Here is a 15,452-nt window from a genome sequence, read left to right on the forward strand (position 1 = left end):
CGCGAAGGCATGTCTTGTAGGATCGGTAGAGCGAAGCGAAACTCATCGAGCGTCGCGTCCATCACGATTGATGGGTATCGCTTCGCTCCACCCGTCCTACGGTTCAGAAGGCTGTTTGACATTCGAATCCGAAAGCATCCGCGCCGCCCTCCCCGCGCATTGTCGCCGGCGCCAAGCAATAGGCCATGCGGCCGGCGGCTTTGAACCTTTCTGGCGCTGGCGGTGTCAGAGTAGTTTCAGAAAACTTTAAGTCCTTTTGCTGATTGATAGTGCTGCCGTCCCGTTCTCAATGGATCCGGCCGCCGGCCGGCTCGAACATAAAGGTGGGCGAATGACCGAGGGATCAAATCGCGAGCGCGTGCTGGATTTCCTCAACGTCCTTTATTCCGGCGATGTCGAGGGCGCGCTGGAGCGCTGCACCGACGACGTCGAGTCGCTTGCCAACGCGCCGATCGACATCCTGCCGCATATGGGCCATCGGCGCGGCAAGGCCGAGCTGCGCGAGATGTGGAATGCGGTGCGCGCCCGCTATTCCGAGCTGCGCTGCGAGGTGCCGATTCTGGTTACCGAGGACGACAAGGCCGCCGCCTTCATCCGCGTGTTCTTCCGCAAGAGCATCAATCAGCGCATGGTGCAGTTCGACATCGCCGGCTTCTACACGCTGCGCGACGGCAAGATCAGCCATATCAGGGAAATCATCGATACCTTCGATCTGGTCCAGCAACTGCTTGAACGCGACGTCGCCGCGATCCTGACCGGAAGAAGGCCCGACCCGATCTAGCGTTCGTGTTGGGTCGTCATTTTCTGGGCCACGTCATTGCACATCCGATCAGCAAGCCTGCACACTGCCTATTTTTCCCGCGGCCATTGAACCTGATCGCGCCGGCCGTGACACACCACAAGGCTGTTTGCGGACAAGACGAACGTATGAAGATCGCATTGCTGGCTTTGCTTGGTCTGGCATTGGGGGCGCTGGGCGGCGCGGCGCTTGGCATCGGGGCCGGCATCGCCTGGGTAGAAATCTTCAAAACCACGAGTTTTGAAGGCTATAACGGGATGCTGGTGTTCTTCACCTTCATGCCGATGGGAGCCGCGATCGGCGGGATCGGCGGCGCTTTGCTGTTCGGCATCCTCGCCATTCGCGACGCCGAAATCGCCATCGAGCGCCAGCCGGTACGGCGCCAAGACCGTTGATTTCGGCAGTGTCAGCTGCATTTGTGCAATGCAAATGCGACTGTTGTGTTTTGTCCGAACTGCTCTATTTCTGGCTGCAACAGTGAATGTCGGCATGGCCTCCCGGCGTCGATGATGACGCCCGGTTTGGCGCGATCGCCGTTTTTGAAATCCAGTTTTCCAAGGACCACGTCAAAATGACAGAGCATAGTCTCTGGCGTTTTTCGCGCGCATTGCATCGCGCGGTCAACGAACGCCAGCCCGCCGACGTCGAAGCCCTGATCGACGAGGACGTCGACTGGGCAATCTATGGACCGATCGACCTCTGCCCGTTTTTCGGTTCGCGCCGCGGCAAGGCGGCCGTGATGGATGTGATCAGGCAGATCGCAGACAATTTCCGCGTCCACCGTTTCGACCGGGAATCGATCATGCTGGGCGTGGATTCGGCTTCCTCGATGATGCGCTATTCGCTGACGGCGCTCGATTCGAACAAGCCGATCAGTCTGCGCATCGCCCATTTCGCGCAGTTCAAGGCCGGCCGCCTGACTAATCTGCGCGTGCTGGTCGACACCTTCGATCTCGTCGAGCAGACTGTCGGCTATCCGATCCACCTGCCGCGGATAGCGGTGTAACGCTCCAATCGAGCTTCGCGTCTTCGTCATGCCCAGGCTTGATCCCGGGCATCCACGTCCGTTGTTCGCCAGCCCCAACAACGTGGATGGCCGGTTAAAGCCCGGCCATGACGGCCACCTCGAATGAAGAATGCGCACGGTCATAATTTCGCACTAAAACAAACGCAATCTAGGCGCGACTTGGAATTCGGGCGGGGCAATGATTCCGAAAATGCGACGTGGCTGGGCGCGGCTGCCAATGCTGGCGGCCGGCGTGAGTTTGGCTTCGATACTGGCGGCAGCGGCGCAAACGCCGCCGGCGAGCGAAGAGCCGGAGATGCAAGAAGCTCCGGAGATGCTGCAGGCCGAGGACGCAGAGGCGGCTCCCAGCGTCAACGACGCAGACGTCATGAAGGACATCGACGTCAGCAAGCTCGACTGGAGCCTGCTCAACGTCGACGCGTCGACCCTCGGCGAATTGGCGGCGAAGGGCGGCGCCGGGTCGAAAGGCCCTGCCAGCGCGGAAGCCTCCTGGTCCGCCAATGAACGGGCGAACGGCACCGCCGCGGTGTCGGTTAAGCAATCGATCTCGCCGTTCTGGGATGCGCGCATCGGCGCCGACATGACGGTGGCAAGGCAAGGCACCGCGACAACATCCGAGCAGCTCTCGGAAAAGCTCGCCAATGGCGGCAGCCTGCCGCAATCATCAGGCACTGCCTGGGCGGCAATCACCGCGCCCGGCGTCGCCTCGATCTGGGACCAAACCGCGGTCGAGGCCCGTGTCGATCCCGGGTCCGAGCAGAGCAAGCTCGGCACCTCCTTGAGCAAGTCGCTGCCGATCAGCGAGCAATATTCGCTGACGCTGAAGAACGACTACAATCTGATCCAGCAGGGCATCGTCCCGGTGCCCGGCATCGTCGGCCATCCGGCGCGCAGCTACGAGACTGACCAGACGGCGCGGCTCAGCATTGCCGATACCGGTACCAGCTTCATCGCCGGCCAGACCCTGTCGACATCAGACGACAAATGGCTGCGCAAGGTTGGCGCCGAGCAGAAGCTGTTCGACGGCGTCATCATCTCCGGCTCGATCGGCGAGACGCCCTCGGGGGCCGCCAACAAGAGCCTCAGCGCGGGTTTCAAGCGGAGCTGGTAGGGCAAAATGTCTTGATTTGGCACGTTTTTCCGGCGCCAAAGCGTCGGCACGCGATAATGAACGACCATTGCCGCAGATTGGCCCAGATGCGGTCAAAATCGGCAGGACAGATGGGAACGCTCCACGTCGTCGTGCGGGGGACGTCCACGATCGCCAGAAAAGCGAAACAGAGGAATAGCCGATGAACGCCATCAATCGTTCCGAACAGGAATCAAACACAGAGGTCGACAACGATCTGGCCGCCGTATCCGAAGTCGAGGCTGGCATCCGCGATTTCGTTCGCAACGACATCGCCTATCTGCGCCGGCCCGCAGTGGCTCCGGACAGCGTGCCGCTCGACGCCAACGCAGAAGCGACCGTCAATAATGTCAATTCGCTGATCCAGCGCGTTGCCGGCACTTCGCTGGCGGAAATCGAGAAGCTGATTTCCGAACTCGAGAGCCTCCGCGATCTCCTGCATGCCGAAGGCCAGCGCGTTCAGCGCGAGATCTCGGGCTATGCGCAGCTCAGCCAGGCGGCGATGAAGTCGACGCGCATGATCGCCGACAACGTCACGCAGTGGAAGCGCGCTGCCGACGGCCTCCGCAACGGCTAATTCGATCGTTGCAAAAATCTAACACTCCGCCGCGTTCCGCATGGGAGCGCGGCGGTTTTGTTTGGCTGTGCTCTGTCTGAATTCTATAAGCACGATGCGTCCAAGGACGGATGTCGTCACGTGGCGCCAGTCACCTTTCTCAAGACACACCGGCGATGCAAAACGTTCAGAACGTTCAGCCAGACAATCTGGATTCAATGCCGCTGCGGCAATCGTCGCGCAGCGTTGGCACCATCGCGATCCGCTTCGTCGGACTTTTGACGCTTGCGGTCGTGGCCATGACGCTGATCTGGAGCCGCTGACTCTTATTTGGATTCAGCGCCTGTGTTTTACGCGATCCAGAACTACTGGCGGACGAACGCGGTGTCTTCGATCGTGTAGACACCATCCGCGTAGGATTTCACCACCATGCCGGCGGTCAGCATCACCGCAAGCGTGACGGTTGCGAAGACAAAGCCGACGAATTTCAGGCCACTGCGATCTGCCATGTTCATCCCCTCGGTACTTCCCCTGAGACGCTTATGGCAGGCAGAAAGTTCAAAATGCGTTAGCAAATATTCGGTTTCGCGGAGGCATGGATTACGAAACACTAACGAAACAATTCGGTAACCATCTCATTCCGCTTTCCGTCGCGGCACGAAGGCGGTGGCGAGAAACGAGAACACCACCTCGCCGCGCTGGTTGGTGCCGGTATTGCGGGCCTGCAGAATGCCCCACTGGGGACGCTTCTCCGACGTCCGCTTGGTTTCGACCCGGTTGGTAAAGCTGATGGTATCGCCGGCCAGCACCGGCCTGATCCAGCGCAGTTCGCGAAAGCCTGGCGAGGGCCCCCAAACCGCAACCTCCTCGCCGCGCGCGAGCGCCTCGGCCGTCAAACGCTTGCCGTCGGCGACCAGAAGCTTCATGCAGACCGCCGCGACATGCCAGCCCGATGCAGCCAGTCCCCCGAACAGGGATTTGCGTCCCTCCTCCTCATCGAGGTGAAAGCGCTGCGGATCGAACTGCGCCGCAAACCTCTTGATGTCGTCGGCCGTGAAGGTGAACGAGCCAAACTCACGCTGGCTGCCGATCTCGATGTCCTCGAAGAAACGCATTGCTAGTCCACCCCCGCCCCGGCGCGCCGGCGCACGATGATCGGCGATTCCATCTCGCACAGCACCACGCCGGCCGCATTGCGGATCGTACCCTTGAAGGTCACGATGCCGGTCTCGGGACGACTCTTCGAAATCCTGGCCTCCGCCACCTCGACATCCAGCGTCAGATCGTCGCCCGGTCGCAGCGGCGACAGCCACCGCATCTCATTGACTCCGGGCGAGCCGAGCGAGGCGGTGCGGCCGATAAAGCCGTCGAACAGCATTCGCATCATGATCGAGCCGAGGTGCCAGCCTGAACCGGACAGCCCCTTGAGCATCGATGCGTTGGCGGCGGCGTCATCCAGATGCATCGGCTGCGGATCGTATTCGGCGGCAAACGCCAGAATCTCCTCGCGAGTGACGTGGCGCGGTCCGAACGTGCCGAAATGGCCGGGCGTGAAGTCTTCGAAGGTCAGCGTTGTCATGGATTGAGGATTGTGGTGGGGAAGCCCGATTGTGGCCGTTATTTGCGGCAATCTCAACCCGCCCACCCGCATGGCTCGTTCGCCACGGGCGAGTACCGCCCGAGGGCGCTCGCCCCCGGCTTGCCCGAAGCAGTTTTCGGAGCTAGCGGTGTGCCGTCTGGAATCAGGTTTGTGACTCGCCGGAGAACCATCGATGTTCGATTTTCAGGATCTGTTTCAGTGGGACCGATTTATCACTCCCACGATCATCAAGACATTCTACTGGCTTGTCATCGGCTTGATCGTGCTGTTTGGGCTTTCTGGAATCTTTTCGGCGCTTGCCGCGATGGCCATCAGCCCGTTCGGCGGATTCATCCTGCTGTTGGCCTCGATCGCCAGCGTCGTGGTCGGCGTGGTGTTTTCGCGCATTGCCGCGGAATTCATCCTGATCGTCTTCCGCATCAACGAGCATCTCGGCGCGATCCGCGACCAGGGCGGGATGCGGTAGGTTTTTCCACCTCATTGCGAGCCAACGGGTCGCGCGAATGCGCGCCCGATGACAGGCTCCGCGAAGCAATCCATCTATCCCCGCGCTGCGGCATGGATGGCTTCGTCGCTTTGCTCCTCGCACTGACGGCGGCAAGCGTCAGGTATTAAACCTGAAATGCATCACGTCGCCGTCGGCGACGACATATTCCTTGCCTTCGAGCCGGAGCTTACCGGCATCGCGGGCGCCGGCTTCGCCATTCAGCGCGACGTAATCGGCATAGGCGATGGTCTCGGCCCGGATGAAGCCCTTTTCGAAGTCGGTATGGATGACGCCGGCGGCGGCAGGCGCCTTGGTGCCGCGGTGGATGGTCCAGGCGCGGGCTTCCTTCGGCCCGACGGTGAAATAGGTGATGAGGTCGAGCAGCTGATAGCCGGCGCGGATCAGGCGGTCGAGGCCGGCCTCTTCCAAACCGAGGGTTTCGAGAAATTCGGCGCGCTCCTCGCGTGACAGGGTCGCGATCTCGGATTCGATCTTGGCCGAGATGACAACCGCGACCGCGCCTTCCTTCTTGGCGTGCTCGAATACCTGCTTCGAAAAGCTGTTGCCTTCCTTGGCCGAGCCCTCTTCCACGTTGCAGACATAGAGCACCGGCTTCGACGTCAGGAGGCCGAGCATGTCGAAGGCGCGCTCTTCCTCCACCTTGCGCTCAAGCATCCGCGCCGGTTTGCCCTCGCGCAGCAGCACCAGCGTGCGGTTGACAAGGTCGAGCTGCTCCTTGGCGTCCTTGTCGTTACCCTTGGCCTTCTTGGTGAGGTTGTCGACCCGCTTCTCGAGGCTGTCGAGGTCGGCGAGCATCAGTTCGGTTTCGATGGTCTCGATGTCGGCGAGCGGCGCGATCTTGCCTTCGACATGGGTGATGTCGGAATCCTCAAAGCACCGCACGACATGCGCGACCGCGTCGACTTCGCGGATGGTGGCGAGAAACTGGTTGCCGAGGCCTTCGCCCTTCGACGCGCCGCGCACCAGGCCTGCGATATCGACGAAGGTCAGTCGCGTCGGGATGATCTGCGCGGACTTTGCGATAGCCGCCAGCTTGTCTAGGCGCGGATCGGGCACCGCCACTTCGCCGACATTCGGCTCGATCGTGCAGAACGGATAATTCGCCGCCTGCGCCGCCGCCGTCTCGGTCAGCGCGTTGAACAGCGTCGACTTGCCGACATTGGGCAGGCCGACGATACCGCATTTGAATCCCATTTCGTCCTCAACGATTTCTCTTCGTCATGGCCGGGCTGCTGCCGGCATGGCGGCGGAGAGCCAGCACGAGAAGTCAGCTCTGCTTCCCGTCGTCTCCCTTGTCGAAAATTCCCTTGGCCTGCAGTGCCAGATGCACCTTGTTCTGGAACGAGGAATCGTGCCCCGCCGCCAGCAAGCCGGCATTGTCAGCCACCGCCGCGCACAAGGCCTCCACCCAAGGGCGGTCGCTCTTGGCGAAATCCGACAGCACGTGGCCGTGCACCAGCTCCTTGACCCCCGGATGACCGATGCCGAGCCGCACCCGGCGATAATCGTTGCCGATATGCGAGGAGATCGAGCGCAGCCCGTTGTGGCCGGCGATACCGCCACCGATCTTCACCCGTACTTTCGCCGGGGGCAGTTCGAGTTCGTCCTGGAACACGGTGACGTCGGATGCGCTGAGCTTGAAGAAGTTCGCGGCTTCCTGAACCGCGCGCCCGGATTCGTTCATGTAGGTGGTCGGCCGCAGCAGAACGACCCTTTCGCGATCGAGCGTGCCTTCGGATGTCTCGCCCTGAAAACGGCGACGCCACGGTGCGAAACCGTGGCGTCGCGCAATCTCATCGACGGCCATGAACCCGATGTTGTGCCGGTTGTTCGCGTATCTCGAACCGGGGTTACCGAGGCCAACAAACAGGCGCATGACGCGGCATCCTGCCGCTGGTTACTTCTTCTTGTCGCCGCCCGCCGGCGCCTTTGCGGCAGCCGCCGGAGCAGCGGCACCCGCCGCAGGCGCGGCAGCAGCAGCCGGAGCCGCAGCACCCGCCGCCGGAGCAGGCGCGCCGGCAGCCGCAGCAGCTGCAGCAGCCTTCTGCTCTTCGGCGTAGCCGGACGGCGGCACGATGGTCACGAGGGTTGCGTCCTCTCGCGACAGCGCCTTCACGCCCTTCGGCAACTTGATGTCGGACAGATGCAGCGAGTAGCTGATTTCCAGCGCGCCAGCGTCGGCCTCGATGTACTGCGGAATGTTATCGACCGAGCATTCGAGCTCGATGGTGTGGGTGACGATGTTGATGGTGCCGCCGCGCTTGACGCCAGGCGAGGTTTCGCCATTCACGACGTGCAGCGGCACGCTGACGCGGATGGTCGCGCCTTCGCCCAGCCGCAGGAAGTCGACATGGAGCGGGAAATCCTTCACCGGATCGAGCTGGAAGTCGCGCGGAATCACGCGATGCTTTTTGCCATCGAGCTCGATGTCGAACAGCGTGGTCAGGAAGCGGCCGGCCAGGATGCGCTGGCGCAGTTCCCGATCGTCGACCGAAATGGTCACGGGGGGCTGGTTGTTGCCGTAGATCACTCCGGGCACTCTCCCGGCGCGACGCTCTGCCCGGGCGGCCCCCTTGCCGCCGTTCGGACGCGCGGTCGCCTTCAATTCCTTGACGGTCGCCATCGTGCTAAGTCCTTGTTTTCTAAAAAGTTAAAGGCCGCATCGCGGCCCGTCGGCGTCGCACAGCAAGCCTCCAGGGGTGCGGGGGCTGCGGACGTGGCGGGCTTTTAGCCCCAAAGGGGCGAAATGACAAGGAAATGAAGGGATTTTTCTGCGATTTTGCGCCCGTCACCTCCGAGCCGTCATGCCCGGTCTTGGACCGGGCGTCCACGTCCTTGCCGCCGCGACGAAGAACATGAACGGCCGGGGGATGTGCGAAGCTAGCTTCGCGCCTTAGCCCGGCCATGACGATTGGTGATCAAAACCCCTATCCATCCGCCAGCGGGCTGGCGGCATCCGGCACAGCCGGTGCAATCCCGAGCTTGGCCTCCAGAACGGCGATCCGGTTCTTGAGCGCCTCGTTTTCTTCGCGCGCCAGACGGGCCATGTCCTTGACCGCGTCGAACTCCTCGCGCTGGACGACGTCGAGATCGCGCAGGATCCGTTCGGCTTGGTTGCGCATGACGGTGTCGACCTCGCGCTTGACGCCTTGGGCGGCACCGGCGGCGTCGTTCATCAAACGGCCGATCTCGTCGAAAAACCGATTGCTGGTCTGGGTCATCTGGAACGCTCCGGTCGCCAATTGTTCGTCACGACAACACAATGGCAATCCCAAGAGAAACGTTCAAGTGTGAGGTTCAAGGCCGCCGTAACAGCCCTTTGCCTTGTCATACTCCCCTTTCCTTGCAATCGTATCGAGTATCCAGCCCGACTGCAGAATCACAAACAACAAGAAGCGCCCATGATCGACCAGCAGATCGACATTCCGACCAAGGACGGCAAGACCACGACCTTCATCACCCATCCCGAGCGCGGCGGCCCCTTCCCCGTCATCATTTTTTACATGGACGCACCCGCCATTCGCGAGGAACTGCGCGATATGGCGCGGCGGCTCGGCACGTCAGGCTATTACGTGATGCTGCCAAATATGTATTACCGCTCCGGCGTCATGGAGCTGGGCCCGATCCCGCCGGATCCCGAGGCGCCCGAGCGCAAGCGGATGTTCGGCTTCATGAACTCCATCAACATTCCCATGGTGATGGAGGACACCAAGGCGCTCCTCGCTTATGCAGAGACGCAAGCCGCCGCGAATACAAGGATCGTCGGCACCGTCGGCTATTGCATGAGCGGCCGTTACGCGGTCAACGCAGCAACGCATTTTCCGGATCGCGTGAAGGCGGCGGCCTCCATTTACGGGACACATCTCGCAACCGACGAGCCAGACAGCCCGCATCTTGCTGCAGGCAAGACCAAGGCCGAACTCTATTTCGCTTGCGCCGAGACCGACATCTATGCGCCGCAGGAGATCATCGACAAAGTCATCGCCGGCATGCAGGGATCGAACAACGAGGTCGAGATCTATCCCGGCACCCATCACGGCTTCGCCTTCCCGAAGCGCCCGGTTTACAACCGCGACGCTGCCGAGCGGCACTGGGAGCGGCTATTGGCGCTCTATCGCCGCAACCTCGCGTCCTAGCTGTCGCCCCGATGCCCTTTCTCACCATCGCCTTTCCGGAAATCGATCCGGTCGCCATCTCGATCGGACCGTTCGCGATCCGATGGTATGCACTGGCCTATATCGCCGGCATCGTGCTCGGATGGTTATATGCGCGCGCGCTGATCAAGCGTGAGAAATTATGGGGCGGTCCGGCACCGATCTCGACACCGCAACTCGACGACTTCATTCTCTGGGTCACCCTCGGCATCATCGTCGGCGGCCGCACCGGCTACGTGCTCTTCTACAACGCCGCCTTTTTCATCCAGAACCCGACCGCCATTTTCAAACTCTGGGAAGGCGGCATGTCCTTCCATGGCGGCTTTCTCGGCTGCGTCGCCGCGGTGATGCTGTTTGCGCGCACGAACAATATCTCCATCCTGTCGCTCGGCGACATCACGACCGCGGTCGCTCCGATCGGAATATTCCTCGGGCGGCTTGCCAATTTCATCAAGGGCGAATTGTGGGGGCGCGAGGCGGACGCCAGCGTACCCTGGAGAATGGTCTTTCCCGATGACCCGCTTCAACTTTTCCGCCACCCTAGCCAGCTCTACGAAGCGGCGCTCGAGGGCATCCTGCTGTTCGTTGTCCTGGCGGTGATGGTCCGGATGGGCGCCCTCAAACGGCCCGGCCTGATCCTAGGCAGCTTCATTGCAATCTACGCCCTTGCGCGCATCACCAGCGAATTCTTCCGTGAACCGGACCCCCAGCTCGGATTTTTGTGGGATCCCCAGCTCGGGCTGACCATGGGAATGCTGCTGTCGGTACCGATGATCATTGCCGGAGCTATACTGATCGTGATGGCATGGCGCCGCAAGGTGCCGGATCATAGAGAGAAGTCGATTTAAGGCAGGCCGTGACCGAATACTCGCCGTTGCTGTCGGAGATCCACAAGCTGATCAAATCGTCAGGACCGATGCCGGTCTGGCGGTACATGGAGCTGTGCCTGATGCATCCGCAGCACGGCTACTACGTCTCGCGCGATCCATTGGGCCGCGAGGGCGATTTCACCACCGCGCCCGAGGTCAGCCAGATGTTCGGCGAACTGCTCGGCCTGTGGACTGCGTCGGTATGGAAGTCGATCGGCTCACCGCCGATGCTGAGGCTGGTCGAACTCGGCCCCGGCCGCGGGACCATGATGGCTGACGCGCTCCGCGCTGTCAGGGTGTTGCCGCCGCTCTATCAAACGCTCCACATCCATCTCGTCGAGATCAATCCAGTGCTGCGCGAGAAGCAGCAGGCGACGCTGTCAGGCGCCCGCAACATCACCTGGCATGATAACATCGACGACGTGCCCGACGGCCCCGCGGTCATTCTCGCCAATGAATATTTCGACGTGCTGCCGATCCATCAGGTCGTCAAGCGCGAGACCGGCTGGCACGAGCGTGTCGTCAATCTCGACGCCGATGGCAAGCTGGTGTTCGCCGCCGCGGACGAGCCGCTGCCGCGGTTTGAGGTGCTGCTGCCGCCGCTGGTGCGCGCGGCCCCTATCGGCGCCGTGTTCGAATGGCGGCCGGACACCGAAATGATGAAGATTGCGGCAAGGGTGCGCGACCAGGATGGCGCGGCGCTGATCATCGATTACGGCCATCTGCGCAGCGACGCCGGCGACACTTTCCAGGCGATCGCCCGCCACAGCTTTGCTGATCCCCTGAAAAATCCTGGACAGGCCGACGTCACCGCCCATGTCGATTTCCAGGCGCTGGCGCGCGCGGCGGAAGATGTCGGCACGCGCGTTCACGGCCCGGTGACGCAGGGCGAATTCCTCAAGCGGCTCGGCATCGAAACGCGGGCCGCCACACTGATGGCCAAAACCACGCCGGAAGTGTCCGCCGATATTTCCGCCGCGCTGAAGCGGCTGACCGACAGCGGCCGCGGCGGCATGGGTTCGATGTTCAAGGTGCTCGCGATCACCAGACCAGATCTCACCATGGTCGCAGGCCTCAGCGACGAACCGCCGGAGCCGGAAGAGGAAACAGCATGACGTTCGGATCGTCGCTGCTCGCAGCCATTCCCGGGCTGCGTCACGCCTTCTTCTCCCGAGAGGGCGGGGTGTCCTGTGGAATCTATGAAGGCCTCAATGGCGGACTTGGATCCAACGACGATCCGGCCAATGTCGCAGAGAACCGCCGCCGGATGGCCGAAGAGATGGGCGTCGCGCCCGAACATCTTCTCAGCGTGCACCAGATCCATTCACCCGATGCCGTGGTGGCGACCGGACCATGGCAAGGCGACAAACCGTGCGCCGACGCGCTGGTCACCCGCACCGAAGGCATCGCGATCGGCGTCACTGCCGCCGATTGCGGCCCGATCCTGTTCGCTGACCCCGCCGCGCGCGTGATAGGCGCCGCCCATGCCGGCTGGAAGGGCGCACTGACCGGCGTGCTGGAATCTACCATCGATGTAATGGAGAAGCTGGGCGCCGACCGCACCCGTATCGTCACCGCAATTGGGCCCTTAATCCGCCAACACTCCTACGAAGTGGGCGGCGAATTCGTCGAGCGCTTCATGGATGCCGATGCGGAGAATGGCGTGTTCTTCATTCCCTCGGTACGAGCCGGCCATGCCATGTTCGATCTTGCCGGCTTCATTCGCATGCGGCTGGAGAATGCCGGCATCCTGATGATCGACGACATCGGGGTCGACACCTATTCCGACGAGCGCTTCTACAGCTACCGTCGCTCGGTGCACCGGAAAGAACCGGACTATGGCCGTCATGTGCACGCCATCGCGCTGGCGAGCGAGTAAGCGTCTTATTTCACCTTCGCCAGCTTGCCCCGCGCCCGGCCGGTCCCGAGGTGGCTGAGCGTCGCTGGCAACTGCTGGCGCGCTCACCCGCCGACAGCACCACGCCGTTCGCGTCGAAGCCAAACAAAGGCTCGCATAGCTCAATCCTGCGGAGCTTAAGAATTCTGGCGACAACAAGGTACGGCGACACAATTTTTTTGGTGAGCCGGCGTACTCCCTGCCCTAGACCTTAACACGTTTTAACGATATCGCACGGAACCATGACGAACACCCTGTTTGCTTCGTGCCTGCGAGCTTACCGCGCCACAATTGCCGCTGCGCTGCTTGCCGTTTTTTCCTGTGCGCTCGCCGGCTGCGCGAGCAATGGCGCAACGGGCAGCGGATCGTACGCCATGGCTACGAGCGCTGGCGGCCCGACCGTGGCGTTCGAATCGATCGACGGTCCGCCGCCGCAGGTGTTCGACCGCATGGTCGGCGTGCTCGACAGCGAATCCAAGCTGCGCAACCTGTCGATCGTCTCCCGCGAGGGCGGCGCATCCTACCGCGTGCGCAGCTACCTCTCGGCGCAGGTGGTTCGTGGCAAGACGGTGATCGCGTGGGTCTGGGACGTCTACGACAACAACCAGCAGCGTGCGCTGCGGCTTTCCGGCGAGGAGCCCGCTGGCAAAGCTGGACGTGACGCCTGGGCAGCGGCCGACGACCTCGTTTTGAGGAAAATTGCGCAAGCCGGCCTCAGCGGTCTTTCAGGCATGATTAACGGAACGCCGGATACCGCGCCTGCGCCGACACCGGAGCGCCGCGGGCCCGCGGTCGCGAGTGCGGAAGAAATGGTACCCGCGCAGGATGCGGCCGGCATCACCGCACTGAGTTTCGGCGCCCAATAAACCGCCCTGTTAAAGTCCCGTAATGGCCGATTTTTAACCGGGAAAACGACGTGAACGGGTTGCCAGCCGAGCCACCCGCCTGATATCTCCTCGCTCATCAAAAAGCGCCGGTTCCCGAGGATTTCTCGACATGCTGAACGTCGTATCCAAGGCGCGAGGAGAAGGATTGATGGCGGCCAAGAACGGCTCGATCAAGCTGGTCGCCGGCAATTCCAACCCCGCGCTGGCCCAGGAAATCGCGAACTGGCTGCACCTGCCGCTCACGAAGGCTGTGGTCCGGCGCTTCGCCGACATGGAAATCTTCGTCGAAGTTCAGGAAAACGTCCGCGGTTCCGACGTCTTCATCATCCAGTCGACGTCGTTTCCGGCCAACGACCACCTGATGGAACTCCTGATCATCACGGACGCGCTGCGCCGGGCCTCCGCGCGCCGCATCACGGCGGTGATCCCCTATTTCGGCTATGCCCGGCAGGACCGCAAAGTCGGCTCGCGCTCGCCGATTTCGGCCAAGCTCGTCGCCAACCTGATCACCCATGCCGGCGTCGACCGCGTGATGACGCTCGACCTGCACGCCGGGCAGATCCAGGGCTTCTTCGACATCCCAACCGACAATCTCTACGCCTCGCCGCTGATGGTGCGCGACATCAGGGAACGCTTTGACCTGACCAACGTCATGGTGGTCTCGCCCGACGTCGGCGGCGTGGTGCGCGCCCGCGGCCTCTCCAAGCGGATCAACGCGCCGCTCGCAATCATCGACAAGCGTCGCGAACGTGCCGGCGAGTCCGAAGTGATGAACGTGATCGGCGATCCCGCCGGCTATACCTGTATCCTGATCGACGACATCGTCGATTCCGGCGGCACACTGGTGAACGCGGCCGACGCCCTGATCGCCAACGGTGCCAAGGAAGTCTACGCCTATATCAGCCACGGCGTGCTCTCGGGCGGTGCAGCCGCGCGCATCGCTTCGTCGAAGCTGAAAGAGCTCGTCATCACCGATTCGATCCTGCCGACGGAAGCAGTCAACAAGGCTGCGAACATCCGCACGCTATCGATCGCCGCACTGATCGGCGAAGCCATCGGCCGCACCGCGGCGGAAGAGTCGGTGTCGAGCCTGTTCGACTGACGTTGAACTGTAGCTTCGTAGCACCTCACTCAAATCCCGGCCGCGGCACCAGGTTCATCAGCATATTGGCATAGCCGCCATCGACCATGATCTCCTCGCCATTGATGTAGGACGCGCGGTCGCTGGCAAGGAACAGGATTGCATCAGCCATATCGTTGGGCATGCCGACCCGGCGCAGCGGCACCACGGCGGAGCGCCGCTCGGTGACCCCAGGCGTATCGTAAAAGGCTTGGCTCATCGGCGTGATCACCATGCCGGGACTGACGACGTTGCTGCGGATGCCGTGCGGTCCCCACTCGTTCGCCAGCTGCCGCGACAGCATGATCACGCCGGCCTTGCTGACGCTGTAGGCCCCGCTCTGCCCCTGCGCGTTGCTGCCGGCGATCGAAGCCACGTGAACCAGGCTGCCGCGGCCAAGCGCGCGCATCTGCCGGCCGAAAACCTGTGCACAGACGAAATAGCCCGTCAGGTTCACAGAGAGAACGGCGTTCCATTCGGCGAGCGTCAGGGTATCGAGCGCACCCGGGCGCAGCACGGCCGCGGTGTTGACCAGCACGTCGCATGTCCCAAGCGACTTCTCGATGGTCTCGGATGCAGCGGTGACGCTCGCGACATCAGAGGTGTCGCAGCGGGCGATGACATGATCAGCGCCGAGTTTGTCGAGTTCAGCGCGCGTCGCCTCAAGGCCACGTTCATCAAGATCGATGGCGGCGACGCGGGCGCCGACTTGAGCGAAGCTGAGAGCCGTGGCACGGCCGATCCCGCCTCCTCCACCCGTTACCACGCAGACGCGGCCTGACAGGCCAAGCCAGTCGGAAGAGTCCTGTTCGGTTTTTGCCATCGATGACTCCCATCCTGCATCAGTCATTGCGAGGAGCGAAGCGACGAAGCAATCCATCTTTCCCCGAATCGAGGCATGGATTG

Annotated in this window: 21 protein-coding genes; 13 read left to right on the forward strand and 8 right to left on the reverse strand. The window is 62.2% G+C overall.

What is annotated here, in order from left to right:
• The first annotated feature begins 331 nt into the window (after positions 1 to 331).
• The 6 genes from J6524_RS07570 to J6524_RS07595 all read left to right on the forward strand — a co-directional run bounded on the left by J6524_RS07570 (position 332) and on the right by J6524_RS07595 (position 3,834).
• The gene (locus tag J6524_RS07570; protein WP_225669748.1) at positions 332 to 781 is read left to right on the forward strand and encodes a nuclear transport factor 2 family protein; all 450 of its coding nucleotides are present in this window, start codon (positions 332 to 334) and stop codon (positions 779 to 781) included.
• A gap of 146 nt (positions 782 to 927) precedes the next feature.
• Complete coding sequence (locus J6524_RS07575) at positions 928 to 1,194, forward strand: hypothetical protein (protein ID WP_225669749.1); 267 nt, start codon at positions 928 to 930, stop codon at positions 1,192 to 1,194.
• Positions 1,195 to 1,370: 176 nt separating this feature from the next.
• A complete protein-coding gene (locus J6524_RS07580) occupies positions 1,371 to 1,805 on the forward strand; it encodes a nuclear transport factor 2 family protein (RefSeq protein ID WP_225669851.1) in 435 nt (144 codons plus the stop codon).
• Positions 1,806 to 2,016: 211 nt separating this feature from the next.
• Positions 2,017 to 2,937, forward strand: a complete 921-nt coding sequence (locus tag J6524_RS07585) for a hypothetical protein (RefSeq protein ID WP_225669750.1) — start codon at positions 2,017 to 2,019, stop codon at positions 2,935 to 2,937.
• Positions 2,938 to 3,118: 181 nt separating this feature from the next.
• Complete coding sequence (locus tag J6524_RS07590; RefSeq protein ID WP_225669751.1) at positions 3,119 to 3,532, forward strand: hypothetical protein; 414 nt, start codon at positions 3,119 to 3,121, stop codon at positions 3,530 to 3,532.
• A gap of 155 nt (positions 3,533 to 3,687) precedes the next feature.
• The gene (locus J6524_RS07595; RefSeq protein WP_225669752.1) at positions 3,688 to 3,834 is read left to right on the forward strand and encodes a hypothetical protein; all 147 of its coding nucleotides are present in this window, start codon (positions 3,688 to 3,690) and stop codon (positions 3,832 to 3,834) included.
• A gap of 42 nt (positions 3,835 to 3,876) precedes the next feature.
• Here J6524_RS07595 and J6524_RS07600 read toward each other — a convergent pair whose 3' ends face one another.
• The 3 genes from J6524_RS07600 to J6524_RS07610 form a co-directional block, all read right to left on the reverse strand.
• Complete coding sequence (locus J6524_RS07600; RefSeq protein WP_225669753.1) at positions 3,877 to 4,020, reverse strand: hypothetical protein; 144 nt, start codon at positions 4,018 to 4,020, stop codon at positions 3,877 to 3,879.
• Between the two features lie 126 nt (positions 4,021 to 4,146).
• Complete coding sequence (locus J6524_RS07605) at positions 4,147 to 4,626, reverse strand: MaoC family dehydratase (protein ID WP_225669754.1); 480 nt, start codon at positions 4,624 to 4,626, stop codon at positions 4,147 to 4,149.
• 2 nt (positions 4,627 to 4,628) lie between these two features.
• Positions 4,629 to 5,090, reverse strand: coding sequence for a MaoC family dehydratase (locus tag J6524_RS07610; protein ID WP_225669755.1), 462 nt, complete (start codon positions 5,088 to 5,090; stop codon positions 4,629 to 4,631).
• Between the two features lie 193 nt (positions 5,091 to 5,283).
• On the opposite strand from J6524_RS07610, the gene J6524_RS07615 reads away from it, so the two are divergent.
• Entirely contained in the window at positions 5,284 to 5,577 is a 294-nt protein-coding gene (locus J6524_RS07615) for a DUF4282 domain-containing protein (RefSeq protein WP_225669756.1), read from the forward strand.
• A gap of 138 nt (positions 5,578 to 5,715) precedes the next feature.
• Here J6524_RS07615 and ychF read toward each other — a convergent pair whose 3' ends face one another.
• From ychF to J6524_RS07635, 4 genes are all read right to left on the reverse strand, one after another.
• Positions 5,716 to 6,813, reverse strand: coding sequence for a redox-regulated ATPase YchF (ychF, locus tag J6524_RS07620; RefSeq protein WP_225669757.1), 1,098 nt, complete (start codon positions 6,811 to 6,813; stop codon positions 5,716 to 5,718).
• A gap of 73 nt (positions 6,814 to 6,886) precedes the next feature.
• Positions 6,887 to 7,495: an aminoacyl-tRNA hydrolase gene (gene pth, locus J6524_RS07625; RefSeq protein WP_225669758.1), complete on the reverse strand. Its 609-nt coding sequence runs from the start codon at positions 7,493 to 7,495 to the stop codon at positions 6,887 to 6,889.
• 21 nt (positions 7,496 to 7,516) lie between these two features.
• Complete coding sequence (locus tag J6524_RS07630; protein WP_225669759.1) at positions 7,517 to 8,242, reverse strand: 50S ribosomal protein L25/general stress protein Ctc; 726 nt, start codon at positions 8,240 to 8,242, stop codon at positions 7,517 to 7,519.
• 304 nt (positions 8,243 to 8,546) lie between these two features.
• Complete coding sequence (locus J6524_RS07635; RefSeq protein ID WP_225669760.1) at positions 8,547 to 8,840, reverse strand: accessory factor UbiK family protein; 294 nt, start codon at positions 8,838 to 8,840, stop codon at positions 8,547 to 8,549.
• Between the two features lie 180 nt (positions 8,841 to 9,020).
• Here J6524_RS07635 and J6524_RS07640 point away from each other — a divergent pair, with 180 nt between their 5' ends.
• The 6 genes from J6524_RS07640 (at position 9,021) to J6524_RS07665 (ending at position 14,528) form a co-directional block, all read left to right on the forward strand.
• Positions 9,021 to 9,755, forward strand: a complete 735-nt coding sequence (locus J6524_RS07640) for a dienelactone hydrolase family protein (protein ID WP_225669761.1) — start codon at positions 9,021 to 9,023, stop codon at positions 9,753 to 9,755.
• Positions 9,756 to 9,766: 11 nt separating this feature from the next.
• Entirely contained in the window at positions 9,767 to 10,621 is an 855-nt protein-coding gene (gene lgt / locus J6524_RS07645; RefSeq protein ID WP_225669762.1) for a prolipoprotein diacylglyceryl transferase, read from the forward strand.
• A gap of 8 nt (positions 10,622 to 10,629) precedes the next feature.
• A complete protein-coding gene (locus J6524_RS07650) occupies positions 10,630 to 11,757 on the forward strand; it encodes a class I SAM-dependent methyltransferase (protein ID WP_225669763.1) in 1,128 nt (375 codons plus the stop codon).
• Positions 11,754 to 12,521, forward strand: coding sequence for a peptidoglycan editing factor PgeF (gene pgeF / locus J6524_RS07655; RefSeq protein ID WP_225669764.1), 768 nt, complete (start codon positions 11,754 to 11,756; stop codon positions 12,519 to 12,521). Before J6524_RS07650 ends, pgeF begins: the two co-directional genes overlap by 4 nt.
• A 260-nt stretch (positions 12,522 to 12,781) precedes the next feature.
• Positions 12,782 to 13,405: a YgdI/YgdR family lipoprotein gene (locus J6524_RS07660; RefSeq protein ID WP_225669765.1), complete on the forward strand. Its 624-nt coding sequence runs from the start codon at positions 12,782 to 12,784 to the stop codon at positions 13,403 to 13,405.
• A 169-nt stretch (positions 13,406 to 13,574) separates the two neighbouring features.
• A complete protein-coding gene (locus tag J6524_RS07665; RefSeq protein WP_225669852.1) occupies positions 13,575 to 14,528 on the forward strand; it encodes a ribose-phosphate pyrophosphokinase in 954 nt (317 codons plus the stop codon).
• Between the two features lie 25 nt (positions 14,529 to 14,553).
• Here the strand turns inward: J6524_RS07665 and J6524_RS07670 are convergent, their stop codons facing one another.
• Positions 14,554 to 15,369, reverse strand: coding sequence for an SDR family NAD(P)-dependent oxidoreductase (locus J6524_RS07670; protein WP_225669766.1), 816 nt, complete (start codon positions 15,367 to 15,369; stop codon positions 14,554 to 14,556).
• Positions 15,370 to 15,452 lie beyond the last annotated feature (83 nt).

Origin of the sequence: Bradyrhizobium hereditatis (genome assembly GCF_020329435.1) — a bacterium.
GTDB classification, from domain to species: domain Bacteria; phylum Pseudomonadota; class Alphaproteobacteria; order Rhizobiales; family Xanthobacteraceae; genus Bradyrhizobium; species Bradyrhizobium hereditatis.